The sequence below is a fragment of the Tenacibaculum xiamenense genome, assembly GCF_964513065.1.
In the GTDB taxonomy this organism is placed as follows: domain Bacteria; phylum Bacteroidota; class Bacteroidia; order Flavobacteriales; family Flavobacteriaceae; genus Polaribacter; species Polaribacter xiamenense.
On record NZ_CAZEQU010000022.1, the window covers coordinates 130,109 to 149,868 of the forward strand.

The window sequence follows — 19,760 nt, forward strand, 5'->3', positions numbered from 1 at the left end:
TATGAAAAGTACAGATAACTATGTTATTTGTACTTTTTTGATTTAATATTTATCCTCATTAAAATTAAGATACCAGCCAAAATTGTTTTTGATAATAACTTCCTTTTCTTGTCTAACAAAATTCAAATAAGCTTCAGCTACGGGTGATAGCTTTTTATTTTTAAGCCAAATCAATCTCCAATTTGTTATAATAGGGAGTTTTTTTGACTTAATTATATGCAACTCTCCATTTGATAATTCGTTTTTTATACCAATTAATGGCAGAATCGAATAGCCTAAACCAGCAATTAAGGCTTGCTTAACAGCCTCATTCGAAGTTAACTCCATACTTTTTCGTTCTTTACCTTTTTTAAAGTATTCGTTCATAGCCATTCTTGTAGCTGATCCTTCTTCTCTATAAATTAAAGGTTTATCATTATCTATTGTTTTCGAATTTCCAATTAAATAGAGCTTATTTTCGACTAATATTTCTTCTTCGATAGCCAATTTTGGAGGCAGTTTAGAAACAAGAGCAAAGTCGATTTGATTATCTAGTAAATTTTTTAGTACCGTCATTTTGTTAGAAACATCTAACGTAAGATCAATACCAGGATGTTCTCGTAAAAACTTACTTAAAAAATACGGAACAACATATTTACCTGTAGATGCTGATGATATTCTCAACTTACCGGTCATTAAGCCGCTATATTCTTTTGTTTTATACTTAATGGCATTTGCTTCGTTAATAATGTTCTGAGCAATATTGGCAATTGATTTACCAAAATCAGTAACATAAAGTTTTTTTCCAATAATTTCTACTAGTGGAATATTGAATTGATTTTGGAAGTTTTTTAGTTGAATAGAAAGAGCAGGTTGGGTCATATGCATTTCTTCTGCAGCTCTTGTAATGCTCTTCTGCCTTACTACCTCTAGAAATATTTGTAACTGGTTTAAAGTATAATTCATAAAAATATTTTATGATTAGTATTTAAAATATAAATAAAAATATATGAACAAATATACTAATCTTTGCCCCCGAAATAAAAACAACATAATCGAAAATTAAAGAAATGATTAGCGAAATTAAAAAATCCCCCAAAAGTAATTCTGCTGAAATAAATGAAGTGAGTTTAAAAAAGTATCTGAAGGATACGGTACAAATTTTCAGAAAATATGGCATTGTTATTTTCGGGTATGTTCTACTTATTTTTTGGATAAGTGTAGTTATTTTAAGTAAGAGTTTATATCTAGAAGCGGTATTGAATGCTTCTTTTATTATTGCAAGCTTACTCTTCTTAAGATTAATGGATCAAAGTAAATCAAACTAAAAATCAAACTTCAACCCAAACTTAAACTAATTATTGAACCCTCAAACTCTTGAAATTATGATCGCACACGAAACTGCAACAACAGAAAAAATCTCCCAAGAAACTAAATTAGCAAATGGAGTATTTAACAACTCTCAAGCTAGAGATATTGTAAAAAACTTAATAGATTGTCAAATTAACTTCTACAAATTAGAAAACTTAAAATCTTGGGAAGCTTGTCACTCAGAAGAAAATACTCATTGGATGAAGAAAATAGATGAGTTAACTAAGAAAAAAGAAGAATTTAATAATCTTATCGATAAAGCTAACAAAGAAGGACTAGAAATTAACATTGAAAGTATTCTAGAAATAAAATTATCTGAAAAATAATTATACAATTTTAAAAATTAATATAATTAATGGATTTCCATCTTATTATAGATAATTTAACGAATCCGGCATTACTCTTTTTCTTTTTAGGACTTATAGCTGTATGTTTAAAAAGCGATTTAGAAATTCCACAAAATTCCTCAAAGTTCATCTCTCTATACCTACTTTTTTCAATAGGTTTTAAGGGAGGGCAGGAACTTTCCCATAGTAATTTGGACATGGAAATTGGTTGGTCTCTTTTATTCGGAGTAATGCTGGCTTCAATAGTGCCATTGTATACTTTTTTTATATTAAAGAAAAAGTTAGGAATATATAATGCCGGTGCAATATCAGCGGCCTATGGATCGGTAAGTGCGGTAACCTTTGTTACTTCCGTATCTTTTTTAGATATGCTAGAAATAAAATTTGGAGGGCATATGGTAGCCGTAATGGCTTTAATGGAAGCTCCTTCAATAATTATAGGTGTTGTATTAATAGCATTGTTTAATAAGAAGAAGAAAGACATGTCTTTTTCAATGCTTTTAAAACACGCTCTTACAAATGGAAGCGTACTCTTGATTATGGGTAGTTTGGTAATTGGTTTTTTAGCGAGTGATGCACAAGCTGAAGGAATCAAGCCATTTACAACTGATATTTTTAAAGGGTTTTTGGCTGTGTTTTTACTTGACATGGGAATCACAAGTGGTAAAAAACTAAACTCATTTTTGGAAAATGGATGGTTTACGTTACTCTTTGCAATAATTATTCCTTTGATAAATGGCTGTGTGGTTGCTATGATAAGTAGCTTGGTTACAGATAGTGTAGGAAACAGATTCCTTTTTGCCATATTAGCTGCTAGTGCCTCGTATATAGCTGTTCCAGCAGCAATGAAATTGGCAGCTCCTAAGGCAAACCCTAGTTTATATATACCTATGGCCTTGGCAATAACATTTCCACTAAATATAACAGTTGGTATGCCACTTTATTTAACCATTATAAAATCAATATCGTTTTAAAATATAAACAAGCTTTCGAGAGCGTAAAGTTCTCGATTTTCGTGGTTGTTTGAATAAAAGACAGCGCGTTTCAGAAAAAGTGGTTAAGACGAAGCGTGTTGTCTTTATGTTAAAGAAAAATTTTGTTCCCCCATAAAATCTAACAATGATTACAAAAAAAATTGAGTTAGCAATACAATCATTAAATAATGAAAACCTAGTTGCTATTCCTACAGAAACCGTTTACGGTTTAGCTGGAAATGCTTTTAATGAAAAAGCAGTTAAAAAAATATTTACTCTAAAGAAACGTCCTTTTCACAATCCTTTAATTATTCATATAAAATCGTATGAATATTTAGACAAAGTAGCTAAAGATATTCCTAAAATTGCAAAGGAGCTAGCTAAGAGTTTTTGGCCAGGACCTTTAACTTTGGTTCTAAAGAAGAAAGACATAATACCCGATATCGTTACATCAGGAAAAGATACCGTAGCTATTCGAGTACCAAATCATGCGTTAACATTGGAACTTCTAGATAATTTGGATTACCCTTTGGCAGCACCAAGTGCCAACCCTTTCAGTACTATAAGCCCCACAACTACTGAACATGTGGATGGATATTTCGGAAATGATTTGGAAGTAATTCTAGATGGAGGCGCTTGTGAAAAAGGTATTGAATCTACAATTATTGGATTTGAGGATGAATATCCAATTATATATAGGCTAGGATCATTATCTCTTGAAGAAATAGAAAATAAAATAGGTAAAGTATATACTAAAAATAAAAATGATGTTTCTCCAGTAGCTCCAGGAATGTTAACTCGTCATTATGCTCCAAGAACAGAAATGATTTTGGTTGATGAGCCTAAGAATAAATTGAAATACTTTTCCAATAAAAAAGTAGGAGTACTTTCATTTAAAAAGAAATTAAATAGTTTACTTCCAGAAGATCAGGAAGTTCTTTCTGAGTCAGGAGATTTAAATGAGGCCGCAAAAAACTTGTACGCCGCAATGCACCGTTTAGATTCTGGGAGATTCGATATAATTTTGGCAGAGCGGTTTCCTAATATTGGAATAGGTAAAACTATTAATGATAAATTAGAAAGAGCTACGAAGAAAGAAGAAAAGTTGGCAAATGAAATAGAATTAATTAAAGACCTTGAAAAAGATATTATTATTAACACAGTTTTCCCTGGACTTATACCGTAATATTTAAGGAGGTCAATTGACCTCCTTTTTTTAAATGTTTTGTATTGAACTTCTACGGAATAATGAAATTGAAACTAATTATTTAAAAAGTAGTATACTTAAAAAGCTTTTCTCATTTTTGTAGTTAAGTGATATACTTAATTTTCAAAGAAAATTAACCAGATTTCAGAATCAGATGATGAATTATTCCAAAGTAAAAAGACTTGGCCTCGTTTTAGGGCCATTGCTTTTTTTTATAATAAACAGTTTAAATATTGAGTTTATTTCAGACAAGGCAGATGCTGTTATTAGTGTAGCTATTTGGATGATAACTTGGTGGATTACCGAAGCTGTTTCTATATCGGTAACTGCGCTATTACCACTGGTACTTTTTCCTTTACTAAAAACTATGAGTATTGGAGATGTTGGAGCGAATTACGGTAGCCCAATCGTATTTTTATTTTTTGGTGGTTTTGTATTGGCTTTGGCTTTAGAGAAGGTAAACCTTCACAAACGTATTGCATTAAATATTATAAAATTAACCGGAACAACACCTAATAAAGTAATATTAGGTTTTATGATTGCAACAGGGCTGTTAAGTATGTGGATTAGTAATACCGCTAGCACTGTTGTAATGCTTCCTATAGCTTTATCTGTAATTCAGTTGTTAATAGATGATGAAGATGGTTTTACAAAGAAAGACAGGAATTTTGCATTATCAGTTATGTTAGGGATTGCGTTTTCAGCAAATGCAGGAGGTATTGCAACGGTTATTGGAACACCTCCAAATTCGGTTCTTATTGGTTTGTTAGAAAATGAATATAATATTGAGATTTCATTTGTAAAGTGGATGACATTTGGACTTCCTTTTTCTATAGTAATGATACTCATCGTATATTTAGTTTTGGTTAAGTTCATGTATCCTAATAGGGGCTTAGTATTTAATACTTCTGAGAACATAATTGATGACGAAATAGAAAAACTTGGGAAATTAACTAAAAGAGAAAAGCATGTTTTAGTGATATTTGCTGTGACAGTTTTCTTATGGATTTTTAGGGCTGTTATAAACAAATTGTTACCTTCATTGGGTTTAACGGATACTATTATTAGTGTTGCTGCGGCTTTGGCTGTATTCGCAATACCTCATAACATTAAAACTGGAGAATTTATAATTGAATGGAAGGATACAGAGAAGTTATCTTGGGGTATTCTAATATTGTTTGGAGGTGGACTAGCTTTGGCAAAAGGAATGTCGAGCAGTGGTATTGTTGATTTAATATCGGCAACAATAGCTTCCTATAATTTAGGCGTATTAATAACTGCTTTTGTTTTGATAACCTTAATGTTATTTATGACGGAACTAATGAGCAATGTTGCTCTTGTAGCGGTATTAGCGCCAGTTGTGGCGGGAATAGCAATAGGAATAGACGTTCCTGTAATTCATTTACTTATTCCAGTTACTATGGCTAGTAGTTGTGCTTTTATGTTACCAATGGCAACACCACCAAATGCTATTGTGTTTGCAAGTGGTTATATAAAGGTAAAGGACATGATGAAAGCAGGAGTTATTTTAAATTGCCTTGCGGTGCTATTGCTAATGGCTTTATTTACTTTTATCATACCTGTTTTGTTTTAAATAGGTATGTTGAATTATGTATAATAAAGAAGTTCTTTTATAAAGGCCAATTATCAGCGTATCCGGTTTTCCATTGTAGCGAAGCGATTTCTTCATCGGTAGCTAAACAAAGATCTAATTCCGATTTAATCAGTTCTTCTTCCATTTCTTGACCAATAAAAACGATTTCATTTTTGCGATCACCAAAAGTGGTATCCCATTGCGACTCTATTTGATCTCTATTTTCGATAAATGCAGCATATTGTGTTCGTTCTTCACTGGTCATGCTACTCCACCAAACACCGGCGCTATCGGCTTTTAAAGAGCCGCCTGCTTGACCCCAAACCAATGCCTGATTAGGTCTAGAAGCAATCCAAAATAGACCTTTACTTCTTATGACACTATTAGGAAACTTTTCATTGATAAACTCCCAAAAACGACGAGGATCAAAAGGTTTTTGATTTCGATATACAAAAGAACCTATTCCATATTCTTCTGTTTCAGGAGTATGCTCTTCTTTATTAAGTTCTTCAATCCAACCAGCACTTTGTTCAGCCTCTTCAAAGTCGAATAATCCCGTGTTTAAAATTTCCTTAGGGTTAACTTTACTAAATGTTGATTCAATAACTTTTGCTGAAGGATTCAGTTTATTTAGTGTAGCTCGAATAATACCCATAGTCTCAGAGTCCACTAAGTCAGTTTTGTTCAGTATAATAACATTAGCAAATTCAATCTGATCAACTAACAAGTCGACAATAGTTCGATAGTCGTTTTCAATATTGGTTAAATCTCTGTCCATAAGAGTTTCTGGACTACCGATATCATTGAAGAAGTTAAAAGCATCAACAACTGTAACCATGGTGTCAACATAACTAAATCTTGATAAATCGATATTATTTTCTTCATCAACAAAACTAAATGTTTGTGCCACAGGAATGGGTTCACTAATGCCTGTACTTTCAATAAGTAGATAGTCGAATCTATTCTCTTTTGCTAAGCGTTCAACTTCAACCATCAAATCTTCTCGTAAAGTACAGCAGATACAACCGTTACTCATTTCTACTAGTTTTTCCTCAGTTCGAGAGAGAACATTTTCGTTTTTAACGAGATTGGCATCAACATTTACTTCACTCATATCGTTAACAATGACGGCAACCTTTAAACCATCTTTGTTATGTAAAACATGATTTAATAAGGTAGTTTTTCCAGCGCCAAGAAATCCGCTTAAAACTGTTACAGGTAATTTCGAAGTATACTGATATAGTTCAGGATTAAAAAAACTTGTCATTTTTAATAAATATGATTTTGTGAGTAAGCAAAAATAAAGCATAAAAACACATAATGCAACTATGTTGCTTTAATGAAGAAGAGATAAATAATTATAATAAGATTAAAAAGGTATTAAATATTTGATTTTTATTGTTTTATGACTTTTTGTGTTGTAAGTTTATATGATAGTTATTAATCTATAAATTAATAAAAAAACAAAGATTATGAGAAAAAGTATAATACTAATTACACTTATTTTGGGGTTAAATGTTTCTAGTTTTAGCCAAACTTTACATGAAGGCACATGGATTGATGAAGAACGGGAAATGATTGTGCTAACTATAGAAGATGATGGAACAGATTATTGGTTGACTTATTATAAGGACAAATTCAAAATATTAAACTTGAAAGAACCTTATGTTTTAATCAATGAGGTTAAAGCTACAATAGAATTTGAGAAGAATTCTGACAATTTAAAGTTTAATAATTTGAAATTTATTCCTCAGTTAAACAGCAGAAAACACCAATTTGAGGGGGAATGGAAATCAGCTTCCAATAACACTCAGTTTAGCATAAAATTAGTTAATGGAGGAGTGTATTGGGATATTATAAAAAACAACGAGAAGCCTATTCGTTACTACCCTAAGCTTTCGAAAGATGGATTCAAGTTTAGTATTGGTAATGACATGCTATTTTTTAAAATAAAAGACAATATTTTAACCGATAATAAAGGAAATAAATATCATAAAATAGGATAATCCTGAATAAACGATTATAATTGAAATATAATGTTTTCAATTATAATCGTTTTAATTTTATTGGGCTTTAATTTGGGTATATGCACCGTAAAAATCTTCCAAATGCCAAGTTTTATCAATTTTCCCTTCTTTATTAAAATGGTGTAAGTCGAAGGCAGTAAGTTTAAGCCTTTTATTGGTTGCTGGTATAGTAAAAGCTTCGCCAGAATGCGTAACTTCTATTTCACTTCTTACGAAAACAAGGTTTTTATCTACAAGAATATGAGAAGGAGCCCCTTTCAAATCTGAGAACATGCTTGCAAAGTCTTCAGCATGCTTAATAAATCCTTTAATATCTGGAGTTTGTCCTGGGTCGGCAGGGAATTGTGTATAATCAGGTGCTAAAATTTCTGGTAATACAGAAAAATCTCCTGTTGAAAACACTCCGTAAAACTTCTTAATTACATCGAGTTTTTGTTGTCTGCTTTTTTCTTCTTTTAAAATGTATTCATCAACAGCTTTTTTCTTTTCTAGCTCTATATCTACGGTTTCTCTATGACAGGAAAACAAAATAGAAAATAAAAAGAGAGTTGATAAAAGGTAAAAGAATAATTTCTTTTGTTGGTTTTGGTTTTTAATGATCATGATGTTTGAATATTAGTTTTTTTAACAATAAGAACTTGTGGTTCAACATCGGGGGATCATTAAAAATACATGATTTATTTTTGTTAGGAAAGTCTTATTTCTATCGAAACAATAGCTTTTTGAATTATTCCACTATTAAACTCTGTTGTTCCACAATAAAGTCAAAAGCCAATTGTTCAAGTCGTTTACCATTAACTGTAGCCTCCCAAGGACCATGACCTTTACCTTCAAGTGGGTAATAAGCTAATGGAACTTGATTCGTTTCATATATTGCTTTTAAATCTAATGCGTTACTGTATAGAACCGTTGGATCTTCTGTTCCATGTGCAATCAATAAAGCAGGATCGTTATTATCAAACCTTTGATGATTGTATATTACTTCAAGAGCATCAACAGCAGCTTTTGATCCCCAGAAATCAATAATAGTATGTATTTCGTATGTTTGATTCATATGTGTACTTGATAGGGTTGGATCTTGAGTTACTGAAATTTCGTTGGTGTAATCCTCTAAATTTGAAACTCCTAAAGTAATGGCAGTAACGGCGCCAGCAGAACCACCTCCAACGGTAACATATTCTGGATTAATCTTATACATATCTTTGTTGGCCATAATCCAGCGTAAAGCTGCTTTGGCATCTCTGTGTGCAGGATACATAGCTAAAAATTGAGCAGCATCTCCCGAAGGAACAAAAGATGAGTAATCTATCCATTTTTGAGGAACCGTTCCTATATCATTTTTTAAACGATAGTCAATAGATGCGAATACCCAACCTCTTGAAGCGTAAAAGTTAGCCATGGCTATAATTTGTTCCTGTTGTTTTGAACCACCAGAAAAGCCTCCACCATGAATAAACATAAACAAGGGTCTGTTTTCCATAGTATTGTTGGGATAGTAAATATCTAAATACAAAGGCATAATAGATGAATTTGAACTATTAATACTATTATGACTCAAACCCTCGGCGTATTTAATATTTTCCTCAAAAACAACGGTATACGTTTCATTGTTTTTTACAGTAGGAGTGCCATTGGTTTCATTATTCGGTGAAGTACCGTCATTATTACTACAATTTATGAGAACTAATGACAATAAAAGGGGAAGAACGATATTTTTCATGCTAATACTTCAAGATTAATTATTTATAATATTAATAAGACAGTGAAATTAAATTAAGGTTTAATTAAAAAGTAGTAAAAGCAAATATTTTGATTACTCTAATTTAAGCAATTTGTTGAAATAATATTGCCTTTAAGGTAGAGATTCTATTTCTTTTAGTACTAAATCTGCTTCATACACTTTTTCATCACTTAGTTTTCTATTAATTGTAGATAATTTATGGGCTTCACTAAGTAACTTTTCGTATTTCGCTTGTAACTTTTCTTTCTTTGATTTCTTCTTGAAAAATGAAAACATAATTTACTTTTTTAACTTTTACAAAAATAAGCATCGTTTATGATAACATTTTATATGTTTAACATTTTTAATTTATGGATTTTCTATTCTATTGAATAATTTTTATTTTTTGGAGGTAATTTGAAAGTTTTGTTGTGATTTTCCGACCAATTTTCCATAAATACTAATTATAATATGATAGATAAATGTGATTTGCATTACTATGAAAAATTGTAATGTTTAATTATATTTACACAACGTTAAACAATAATAGTTATGGATATAGTTAATGAAGCTTTAGCATTTGAACAAGCAAAAATGAAGAATATGTCTACTAGTGACAGAGTTGTTGCGTCAAGAGAAGCAAAAAGACTAGTGTTAGCACTGAATGAAATTTACAAGAGAACAAAGGACTCCAATTTGATGGATATAATGAAGAGGATAACGACAAAAAAGAAGAGAATTGAGTCTAGGTTAAAGGGGAAACCATTGTTATAAGAATTTTCTTTTCTCGTAATAGTTTATAGTTAAAACTAAATAACTTTAAACGACAAGACTAACTCAGTAATGAGTTAGTCTTTTTTGATTTTATTTATAAGACAAACCTATTTGTTCTTTTACAAGATCAATTACCGATATTAAATCTAGGCTGTTTTTTAGTGAGTGTTTACTACTTTCAGTTTTGCCATTTTGTAAGCATTTGTTAGCTTCTTCAATTTCGTGTGAATAACCAATTCCCTTGTAAGGAATATCTAAAACTTCTTGATTTCCATTGATAGAAACCGTCAATTTATTAGTGTGATGAAATCGTTGATGAAGTCTTATTACTCCCTTAGTTCCATAAATAAAAGCTTCTGTGGCAGTATTGTGTTCAATAGTGGAGTCTAAATTTGCGATTGCACCGTTTTTGTAATTGAACAAAATAGAGCAAGAACTGTCAACGTTTGTTTCCGTCATTGAAGCTATCGCCTTAATACGGTCGGGTATTCCAAGTAAAAGCAAACTTAAATAAATAGGATAAATACCAATATCGAGTAAAGAACCTCCACCTAATTTCTTATCATAAAGCCTACTTTTCAGGTTAAGGTCTCCAATAAAGCCGAAATCCGCTCTGACAAACTCAATGTCCCCAATTTTACCACTATTAATAATTTCAAGCAGCTTTTCTGTGGCAGGAATAAATCGAGTCCATAACCCTTCCATTAAAAATAACTTTCGGGACTGAGCTTCTTGAATCATTAATTCAACTTGTTTGGCGTCCATTCCCATTGGCTTTTCACAGAGTACTGCTTTGTTATTTTGTAGACACAGCATTGTATTTTCGAAATGAAAAGGATGTGGTGTAGCAATGTACACAATATCAACTGTTGGATCTTTTGCTAGTTCCATGTAAGAACTATAAGTTCTACTGGCTTTATAAGTTTGTGCAAACTCTTTAGCTTTATCTATACTTCGCGAAGCTACGGCATACAAGTTCGCATTATTAGATAATAAAAGATCACTTGCAAACTTATGCGCTATTTTTCCGAGACCAATAATTCCCCAGTTTATTTTTTTATTCATTATTTAAGAAAGTAAATAGAAGTATTCAATTTATGCCTAATATACTATAATTCTACTAATGCCACGTTTTTTTACAATATCAAATTATTTATAGTTTGGAATATTTTTTCCTAAAATAATGTCTCTTCTTATGGACAATATACCTCCAATATTAACTGGTTTTGTGATACCAGAGCCTCCTCTGTTAGTAAGTTTGTTTTTTTGATTTTGTGTTAATAGTGGATCATCTATAAACACATAATTATCGAGATAGTATTCGTTTATATTTGGTTCTTTTACGGTTATATGAATGTGCTCTGGCTCGCTTCTATTTGGATATGCTGCGGGTCTAAACGTATAAAAAGTGTACTCCCCATTTTTTCCTGTCTTTACCCATCCTCTGATATAACCATGGGTTTTTCCCCAGCCAGTTTCATTTCCTTTCTTTTCATAAATTCCTTTTCTGTTGGTATGGTAGATGTATAGAATTATATTTTCCGCAGGAGTTTTCCCATCTTTTTTGAAAACTTTACCTGAAATTTTTAATTGAGGCTTGTTATCGTTAAAACCCGGTAATGTATCTGTAGGAGTTAGTTTTTTATTATATTCATAAACTGCTTCACAACCTTGACAGGGACCTCCCACTGTTTTTAAGGACTGAGATTTACATGAAATATGTAATAAGAAAATAAGGAGATTAAATAGTTTGAAAATTTTCATACTTAACTGATAATAAATTAATATTTCAGCGAATGTATAAACAACAAAGGTAGGTTAGAAATGAAACTGTTTAAGCTGAGGACTTATTGTTTTAACCCGTTAGTCTTTTTCAAAAGCCTTTTTAAAATCTGCAGAATATGTTCTACTCAATCTAACTACATTGTCGTTTTTCAATTGTATGTCATAATCTCCATTTAAACGAGACTTATATGAATTCACTTTTGAGAGGTTGACTACAGCAGATTTATGTACTCGAATAAAACCTTGTTTTTCCAATTTTAAACATATGGATTTAAGGGTTTCGGAATGTAAGAGTTTTCTATTTTCTAAATGAATCAAAACATAAGGAGTAGCGGAAGTGATTTGGACTATTTCCTCTATATTAATTACTATGTTGCTTTTCCCATTATTGATGACTAATGTTTTCAGTTCAGTTTCTTTTGTGGTATCAGAGCTTTTGGTTAAGCTAAACCAATATCGATACCCTAACACAAAAAGAGAATAAATAATTATGACCTTGTAAAGATCATGACCAACTCCATAGGATAAGAATTTGAAAAAGCCAAATCTACCATTATAAAATAAAACAGAAATAATTAGAGAAACAAATGGCAATAGAGCTAAATGAATTACGATAGGAAAGAAAATAAATGCAATTGTTTTTCTATAGCTCAATAATTCCTCATTTTTTAATTTGCTATAAAGAATCATCAATATTGGTATAAAGAGAAACCATATTGTTTTAAAGAGAAGGGATTCATCAAAATTGAAAGGACGATCTTTTCGTTTTGCAATTAAGAAATCTTGAAAAATGGTTAATGCAATTATTGAAAAGAAGATTAAAACAAGTACAAAAATTAGTTTTGTTATTGGTGATAGTTGATATGTTTTTGTTTTATTGTTTGCAAAAGTGTTCACTATTCCTCGTTGACTAATATGGTTTTAAATCAATAACTAGATAAGTATAAAGATACTAATTCTCGTTATTAGAAACTATCAAATACCTCAACAAATTATCGGCAAAAGCATTCGTAATTATAAGTTGTTAAGGTGGAAACTAATAGCCATAATTTTATACTTTTGCCAGCTGAACTAATCGAACCAAACAATTGAAACAAGCTGCGACATATATGAATAAGGTTATTTCTCTCTTTTTACTACTTTCAGGTATTACATTTTCTGGGTTATCTCAGACGAAAATAGATTCCTTACAGGAAAAATTGGTGAAAATTACCAATAAAGAGTTACAACTAAAGGTGCTTGATACGTTAACTACTGAAATGATACGTTCCAATCATTCGGAACAAAGAGAATATCTAGAAAAGTATGTTCAGCTAGCAAAGACATTAGGAAATTTCGATTTAGCCGCATCAAAAAGTAGGTTTATAGCCCAACAATTTATTTATTCAGGTCAAACTGATTCTGCTATTTATGTTGTAGAGGAAATGTTGAAGCATAAACCAGAGTTTAAGAAGAAAAGTTCTGAAGCACATTTATTATTGAAAAGGGCAGGGGCTTATTTTAATAAAGAATTACTCATTGAGGCGATACAAGATTATGACAAATCTGGAGATTTATTTATGCAAAGTGGGGATTCTATTTTTGCAGCTGATGCTCGTTTTTTCGCAGGGCATGCTTGCATGAATTTAAAAGATTTTTTAAAGGCTGTAAATCGTTTTGAAAAGGCATATGAGTTATATGATTTGTTAAATGATATTGATTATGCGAATTCGGTATTATCGGATTTAGGAGGGCTTTACGAGATGAATGGGTTTTATGATAAGGCAATCTTTGAAAAGAAAAAAGCATTGAGAGGAATTTTTAAAACAAAGAATTACAAAGGAATTAGTACAATTTACCTCCAGCTTTCAGGAAATTATTACCACAAAAAAGATCTTGAAACTTCAAATAAGTATATTGATTCAGCTCTTCATTTTTCTGAACGTATTTCAAATTCATTTAATCAAGCTCATGTAAAGACATTTGCTCATATCTATAAACTTCAATATTATTTGCATAAAAACGATTTAGAAAAAGCAGCAAAGCATTTTCAATTAATCGATAAACATAGAGAGTTAACTAATTCACCAGAATATTACGATGCGTATTTATTGTTGCATAAAGCTAACTATTATAGTAAGCTAGGTCGGTATTCTAAAGCCGAAATAGCATTAAAGCAATTATTAGGGAAGAAAGGACAAATTAACGATGTTAGTGCATACATAGATGCTGAGAAACAAATTGCTGCTTTATATGCGAATAAGAAAAATTATTCAAATGCTTATAAACATTTATTAAATCATTCAGAAGCGAGGGATTCTTTATATAATGAAAGAAAAACCAATACTTTTTTGTTTTACCAATCTCAATTTGAAGCGGAACGAAAGGATAATGAAATTTCTAAGAAAGAATTAGCTATTAAATTACTGGAAAAAGACCAAGAGTTATCAAAAAGTAAAAGAAAGATTCTATGGGTTATATTGATTTCCATTATACTCCTTTCTATAACAATTTCCTATTATATCTGGAGAATAGGAAAACAGAAGAGAAATATTTTGGCAAAAAAAATAGCAAGAAATAAAAAAGAATTAGAAGAGTTTACACAGTTGTTAATTGAAAAGAGTAGAACTCAAGAGTCGCTTTCAGAAGAAATAGAAAAGTTAAAAGAAGAAATAGGATCTCAAAAGTCGATAGAAAAGCTTCAAGATTTAACTTCATCTAAAATTTTAACTAATGACGATTGGTATAAGTTTAAAGAGAAATTCAAAAATGTGTACCCAAGTTTTTTTATAGAAATAAAAAGAAAAGGTTTCGACTTAACAAAATCGGAAGAACGTTTGGTTGCAATGGAAAAGTTATATTTAGATACGAAAGAAATAGCAAGTATGTTAGCTATTTCTCAAGATAGCGTGACAAGAAGTAGGTCTCGACTTCGTAAAAAAATCAATGCACCTAAAGGACATTCAATTTTAGAATTTTTAGAGGTCTCGTAAAGTGTTGTTTTTAACTTGTTGTATTGCAGGTTTTTGTGTTTTTGTCCGTTTTTTGTCCTGATTAATTTTTACATATTTTGAAGGTATTTTAGTTTTTTTGAAGCGTAATTCAAAAGCTAAAAGTTGTGAGAATAAAATTATTCTTGTTGTTCTTATTGGTAGGTCACTATGTTAATTTTGCTCAAGAAACTTATGTGCCTGATAGTAGTTTTGAGAACTACTTAGAAACCCATGACGCTAATGGAAATACTGTTGCTGTTGGAGATGTAACAAGTATGGGTAACGGTATAGCAAACGATAATAAAGTATTTACATCGAGAATAGATATTGTCGAAAACCTTAATATCTCAAGACTTAATATTGCGAATGTATCAGGAATAGAAGATTTTGTTTCATTAAAAACATTTAATTGTTCAAATAACGGCATTGTTAATTTAGATGTTTCGGAAAACCTCTTATTAACTTCTTTAAGTTGTTCCAGAAATCTTATTACTAATTTAGATATTACTAACAATACCCAATTAACAATTTTAAATTGTGCAGGAAATCAAATCAGTTCAATAAATCTTTTAAATAACACCAAACTTGAAAGTCTATCTTGTTATGAAAATTCATTAACAAGTATAGATGTCGCCCCCCTTTTACACTTAAATTCGCTAGACTGTGTCGATAACAATATTACTAGTTTAGATGTTTCTAATAATATCGAGCTAGAGTATTTACAGGTTTATGAAAACCTATTGACCAGTCTAGATTTAAGTAAAAATGTTAAGCTTATTGAATTATATGCTGAATACAATCAAATAACAAGCCTTGATGTTTCTAAAAATACATCACTAGTGGATTTATCCATTTATTCAAATCAGTTAACTTATTTGAATGTTCGTAATGGAAATAATGGAATTCTGGATCATCGTGATTTTGATATTCGAAACAACCCAGGGTTAACATGTGTTTCAGTTGATGATCCCGCCTATGCCACCGCTACATTTACAAAAAAGGATGGACAAACGAACTTTGTTACATTTTGTAGTACCACTAATATTCCTGATGATAATTTTGAAGCGTATTTAGAAACTCATAATGCAACAGGAGGTCTCGTTTCTGTTGGAGACCCAACGAGTATGGGGAATGGAATAGCAAATGATAATTTAGTTGGAACCGAAGCAATAGAGAACATAACTTATTTGAATATTTCAAACCAAGGAATTACTGACTTTACTGGAATAGAAGGATTCGTTGCTTTGAAACAGTTTAGGGCTTTTCAAAATTCAGTGACTAGTTTAGATTTATCTACCAATACAAATTTAACAGAAATAGCTTGTTCAGATATGGGGCTTACCAATATCAATTTAAGTGGACTAATGTCATTGGAAAAAGTGGAGCTAAGAAACAACAACTTAAATACAATTGATTTAAGTTCTAATAGCCAATTGAAGTATTTATATCTAGATTATAATAGTTTCAATACAATCGATGTAAATTCTAATACCGAGTTGTTAGATTTAAGATTACGAGAAAATTCACTTACGGAACTTGATATAACAAATAATACGAACCTAACTAGGTTATATTGTTCAGGAAATTCTTTAACAAGCATAAATGTATTGAACAATACGCTTTTGGAAACACTAAGTTGTGGAGAAAATCAGTTAACAAATCTCGATGTTAGCTCATTGATCAATTTGACCGATTTGTTTTTAGAGAATATAACAACGCTAACAGCATTAGATGTTTCTCAAAACACGAATCTAGAAGATATTGGGTGTAATGGAACTCCAATAAATACACTTGATTTATCCAGTAACACCAAATTAATTGAAGTATATACAAATGGAAGTCAAATTACAGAATTAGATTTGAGTAACAGTCCAAATGTTGAATATATAGAATGTCAAAATGGACAGTTAAGAGCTCTATATCTTAAAAATGGGAACAATAGTTCTAATATTGAATTATATGCTACAGGTAACCCGAACTTGACATGTATAACTGTTGATGACCCAACAGCTAGCTATTTGGCCAATTGGGAAAAGGACGCTACTGCTACTTTTTCAGAATATTGCAGATTGACCTATGTTCCTGACGATGTTTTCGAAAACTTTTTAGAAAATAACGGTTATGGAAATGGTATAGCAAATGATGATTATGTATATACTGCATTAGTTGAAGTATCTGAGGGAATTGTTTTTCAGAATAATGAAGTTGAAGATTTAACAGGTATAGAAGATTTTACAGAGATGTGGTATCTGATTTGCCGAAACACAAATCTTTCACAAATTGATTTAAGTAATAATAAAAAACTAACTACTCTAAGTTTGGCTAATAATAAGTTAACTAACATTGACTTATCTAGTAATACATTGCTTGAACAAGTTCTTATTAACGACAATTCTCTCGGTACTGTTGATCTAAGTAGCCTTTTTAATTTAAGAACATTGAATTTAGATAATACAGGATTAGCCGAGATCGATGTAAAAAACAATTCTTCGTTAGTTACTTTAAGAGTTGGCGAAAATGAGCTAACCCAACTTGATGTATCGACAAATTCAAATTTAACTCATATTTATTTAGCAAATAACAATTTAGAATTGTTGAATGTAGCCAATGGGAATAACCATGCAGTAAATCTTTTCGATTCAAGAGGAAATACAAATTTGAATTGTATACAAGTGGATAATGTTAACGGAGATTTTAGTTTATGGGAGAAAGAAGCCAGCTCGAGTTATGCTTTATATTGTGAACTTACTTATGTTTCGGATGCTAATTTTGAGAATTACCTTGAAACGCATGACACTAATGGGAATATCGTTTCTATTGGTGATGCTAATAGCTTAGGAAATGGTATTGCAAACGATAACCAAGTGGCAACATCAAAAGTTAAAAACGTTGTTAATTTAAATATATCTAGTCAAAATATTGCTGACTTAACTGGAATCGAAGCTTTTCTCTCACTCGAATCTTTAAATTGTAGTTATAACCAGTTAACATCATTGGATTTAAGTGCTAATTCTAATTTAAGAGTTTTGGATGCGGCAGAAAATGACTTGACATCTTTGGATTTTTCAGGATATAATTCTTTAGAGGAAGTAGAGTTGAGGTCTAATTCAATTACTAGTTTAATTATAGGTATGAATTCTCCGCTAAGAAAGTTAAGAGTAGGGAAAAATAGACTTACAACCTTAGATGTTAGTTCTTGTTCTCAGTTGGAAGATTTGTATGTACATCAAAACTTATTGGTGTCTTTGGATGTAAGAAATGGGAATAATGGTTCGATGCTAGATTTTTTCGCCAAATATAATCCAAGCTTAACATGTATTGAAGTAGATAATGCTTCGGCTTCCTATTTAACCACTTGGCAAAGAGATGATATAGCAAACTTTTCTGAAAACTGTAACACGGTAGTTTGGTCAGGTTCTAGTAACTCAAATTGGGAAGAAAACAATAATTGGGTAGGTAATGTAAAACCGATCTCAACAAATAATGTTGCAATTCCAAGTTTTACAACCACACCAAATATAGTTTCTAGGGTACTTGCCGAGGTAAACGATTTGAGTATAGAAGAATTTGCATCTTTTAACATTAATGACAATGGAGCTATTATTGTAAATGGTAACCTAAAAACAAATAATAATGTTTCCATAACGTCATCTGAGAATACTAGTGGTATTCTTATTGTTAAAGGAACGGCCAATGGATTAATTACTTATGAAAGATCCGGATTAGAAGCTAATAAGTGGAGTTTAGTAGCGGTTCCAGTGTCTGGTCAAAGTATAAAAGAATTCATAGAGAATCCAACTAACGATATAAGAGTAAATACTTCCGTAACGCCTAATCGATATGCTATTGCTTATTATGATGATAACTTGTCCGAAGGAAATAAGTGGCGCTATATTACAAGTGATGATATTCAAACAAATACTTTAGCTTTTGAAAAGGGGAAAGGATATATTATTTCTAGAGCTAACGACGGGGCAATAACATTTACAGGAAACGTTGAAACTTCTAATATAACAATTGGAGTACAAGAAAATAAATGGAATGCTTTGGGGAATCCATTTACAGCATATTTACCTATAAATAATAATTCGAATGAAAATTTTATACAAAGTAACTTGGGGAATTTTAATCCAGAAAATGTAGGTGTTTATTCCTGGAACAATGTTCAAAACAAATATGTAGCAAAAACCTTATTAAGTCCGATTACTTCTTTAACTGTAGGACAAGGTTTCTTTGTGAAGTCAAACGCGATTGGATCTTCGTTTAGTTTTAACAAGGATCACCGTTTGAGTGATAATTCTAATGTAGAAGTTTTTTCAAGAGAAATAAATAACACTATTCCAAGTATACAACTTTTAGTTACACAAAATGGAGTAACAGTAGAGACAGACATCAAATACTTGGCTTCCGCTACAAAAGGACTCGATCCTGGGTATGATGTAGGTAATTTTGGTGGTGCTTCCTTCGATGTATTTACACATTTATTAGAAGAATCAACAGGAAAAGATTTTACACTGCAGTCGTTACCTAATTTCGAATATGAATCAATGGTGATTCCTGTCGGGTTAAAATCGGATGAAGGTTTGGATGTGGTTTTTTCAACCAAAACGAAAAACTTACCAGAAGGATTGTACGTGTATTTGGAAGACACAAAAGAGAATACCTATACCGAATTGAAAGATGGTTCAGAATATAGAATACATCTTACGGAAAAAGAAGATGGAATTGGTCGTTTTTATTTACATACAAAATCAGAGACATTATCAACCGAAGAGAATAATCTTCACGATATAAGAATATATATGGACTGGAAAGATTTACTTATTAAAGGTAACTTAATAGGTAAAGTCAATATTGCGATATGCAATACGGAAGGAAAGAAGGTTTATGAAGTTGAAAAAAAGGAACTTAAAGATAAGTATGATTTGAGTGGTTTGTCAAGAGGAGTTTATATTGTTCGTTTGAAAACCGAAAAAGGAGTAACTACTAAGAAAATATTATTGAAATAGA

General features: G+C 31.1%; 17 protein-coding genes. 9 read left to right on the forward strand and 8 right to left on the reverse strand.

Annotated features, from left to right (window positions below; translation table 11 throughout):
• Nucleotides 1-42 precede the first annotated feature (42 nt).
• Entirely contained in the window at nt 43-945 is a 903-nt protein-coding gene (locus ACKTTV_RS09860; RefSeq protein ID WP_408030672.1) for a LysR family transcriptional regulator, read from the reverse strand.
• 104 nt (nt 946-1,049) lie between these two features.
• Here ACKTTV_RS09860 and ACKTTV_RS09865 point away from each other — a divergent pair, with 104 nt between their 5' ends.
• The 5 genes from ACKTTV_RS09865 to ACKTTV_RS09885 all read left to right on the forward strand — a co-directional run bounded on the left by ACKTTV_RS09865 (nt 1,050) and on the right by ACKTTV_RS09885 (nt 5,472).
• Entirely contained in the window at nt 1,050-1,307 is a 258-nt protein-coding gene (locus ACKTTV_RS09865; protein WP_408030673.1) for a hypothetical protein, read from the forward strand.
• A 57-nt stretch (nt 1,308-1,364) separates the two neighbouring features.
• Complete coding sequence (locus ACKTTV_RS09870) at nt 1,365-1,676, forward strand: hypothetical protein (protein WP_408030674.1); 312 nt, start codon at nt 1,365-1,367, stop codon at nt 1,674-1,676.
• A 29-nt stretch (nt 1,677-1,705) separates the two neighbouring features.
• Nucleotides 1,706-2,671 carry a sodium-dependent bicarbonate transport family permease gene (locus ACKTTV_RS09875; RefSeq protein ID WP_408030675.1) on the forward strand — a complete coding sequence of 322 codons (966 nt, stop codon included), beginning with the start codon at nt 1,706-1,708 and terminating at the stop codon, nt 2,669-2,671.
• A 145-nt stretch (nt 2,672-2,816) separates the two neighbouring features.
• Nucleotides 2,817-3,857, forward strand: coding sequence for an L-threonylcarbamoyladenylate synthase (locus tag ACKTTV_RS09880; RefSeq protein ID WP_408030676.1), 1,041 nt, complete (start codon nt 2,817-2,819; stop codon nt 3,855-3,857).
• A 178-nt stretch (nt 3,858-4,035) separates the two neighbouring features.
• The gene (locus ACKTTV_RS09885) at nt 4,036-5,472 is read left to right on the forward strand and encodes an SLC13 family permease (RefSeq protein ID WP_408030702.1); all 1,437 of its coding nucleotides are present in this window, start codon (nt 4,036-4,038) and stop codon (nt 5,470-5,472) included.
• Between the two features lie 37 nt (nt 5,473-5,509).
• Here ACKTTV_RS09885 and ACKTTV_RS09890 read toward each other — a convergent pair whose 3' ends face one another.
• Nucleotides 5,510-6,739, reverse strand: a complete 1,230-nt coding sequence (locus ACKTTV_RS09890) for a GTP-binding protein (RefSeq protein ID WP_408030677.1) — start codon at nt 6,737-6,739, stop codon at nt 5,510-5,512.
• 205 nt (nt 6,740-6,944) lie between these two features.
• Between ACKTTV_RS09890 and ACKTTV_RS09895 the strand changes: the two genes are divergently transcribed.
• Nucleotides 6,945-7,478 carry a hypothetical protein gene (locus tag ACKTTV_RS09895; RefSeq protein WP_408030678.1) on the forward strand — a complete coding sequence of 178 codons (534 nt, stop codon included), beginning with the start codon at nt 6,945-6,947 and terminating at the stop codon, nt 7,476-7,478.
• 57 nt (nt 7,479-7,535) lie between these two features.
• On the opposite strand, the gene ACKTTV_RS09900 is transcribed toward ACKTTV_RS09895, so the two are convergent.
• The 3 genes from ACKTTV_RS09900 to ACKTTV_RS09910 form a co-directional block, all read right to left on the reverse strand.
• Entirely contained in the window at nt 7,536-8,102 is a 567-nt protein-coding gene (locus ACKTTV_RS09900; RefSeq protein WP_408030679.1) for an ester cyclase, read from the reverse strand.
• Nucleotides 8,103-8,226: 124 nt separating this feature from the next.
• On the reverse strand, nt 8,227-9,219 hold the full coding sequence (locus ACKTTV_RS09905; protein WP_408030680.1) for an alpha/beta hydrolase: 993 nt from the start codon (nt 9,217-9,219) through the stop codon (nt 8,227-8,229).
• Nucleotides 9,220-9,351: 132 nt separating this feature from the next.
• Nucleotides 9,352-9,516, reverse strand: a complete 165-nt coding sequence (locus ACKTTV_RS09910; RefSeq protein ID WP_408030681.1) for a Lacal_2735 family protein — start codon at nt 9,514-9,516, stop codon at nt 9,352-9,354.
• Nucleotides 9,517-9,771: 255 nt separating this feature from the next.
• Here ACKTTV_RS09910 and ACKTTV_RS09915 point away from each other — a divergent pair, with 255 nt between their 5' ends.
• Nucleotides 9,772-9,993: a hypothetical protein gene (locus ACKTTV_RS09915; RefSeq protein WP_408030682.1), complete on the forward strand. Its 222-nt coding sequence runs from the start codon at nt 9,772-9,774 to the stop codon at nt 9,991-9,993.
• A gap of 90 nt (nt 9,994-10,083) precedes the next feature.
• Here the strand turns inward: ACKTTV_RS09915 and ACKTTV_RS09920 are convergent, their stop codons facing one another.
• From ACKTTV_RS09920 to ACKTTV_RS09930, 3 genes are all read right to left on the reverse strand, one after another.
• Complete coding sequence (locus ACKTTV_RS09920) at nt 10,084-11,058, reverse strand: Gfo/Idh/MocA family protein (protein WP_408030683.1); 975 nt, start codon at nt 11,056-11,058, stop codon at nt 10,084-10,086.
• An 84-nt stretch (nt 11,059-11,142) separates the two neighbouring features.
• Nucleotides 11,143-11,757 (reverse strand): dioxygenase family protein, encoded by a 615-nt coding sequence (locus tag ACKTTV_RS09925; protein WP_408030684.1) that lies wholly within the window; start codon nt 11,755-11,757, stop codon nt 11,143-11,145.
• A gap of 99 nt (nt 11,758-11,856) precedes the next feature.
• The gene (locus ACKTTV_RS09930; protein ID WP_408030685.1) at nt 11,857-12,432 is read right to left on the reverse strand and encodes a LytR/AlgR family response regulator transcription factor; all 576 of its coding nucleotides are present in this window, start codon (nt 12,430-12,432) and stop codon (nt 11,857-11,859) included.
• Nucleotides 12,433-12,887: 455 nt separating this feature from the next.
• On the opposite strand from ACKTTV_RS09930, the gene ACKTTV_RS09935 reads away from it, so the two are divergent.
• Nucleotides 12,888-14,750, forward strand: a complete 1,863-nt coding sequence (locus ACKTTV_RS09935; RefSeq protein ID WP_408030686.1) for a tetratricopeptide repeat protein — start codon at nt 12,888-12,890, stop codon at nt 14,748-14,750.
• A gap of 125 nt (nt 14,751-14,875) precedes the next feature.
• Nucleotides 14,876-19,759: a T9SS type A sorting domain-containing protein gene (locus ACKTTV_RS09940; RefSeq protein ID WP_408030687.1), complete on the forward strand. Its 4,884-nt coding sequence runs from the start codon at nt 14,876-14,878 to the stop codon at nt 19,757-19,759.
• The last annotated feature ends 1 nt before the right edge of the window (nt 19,760 follow it).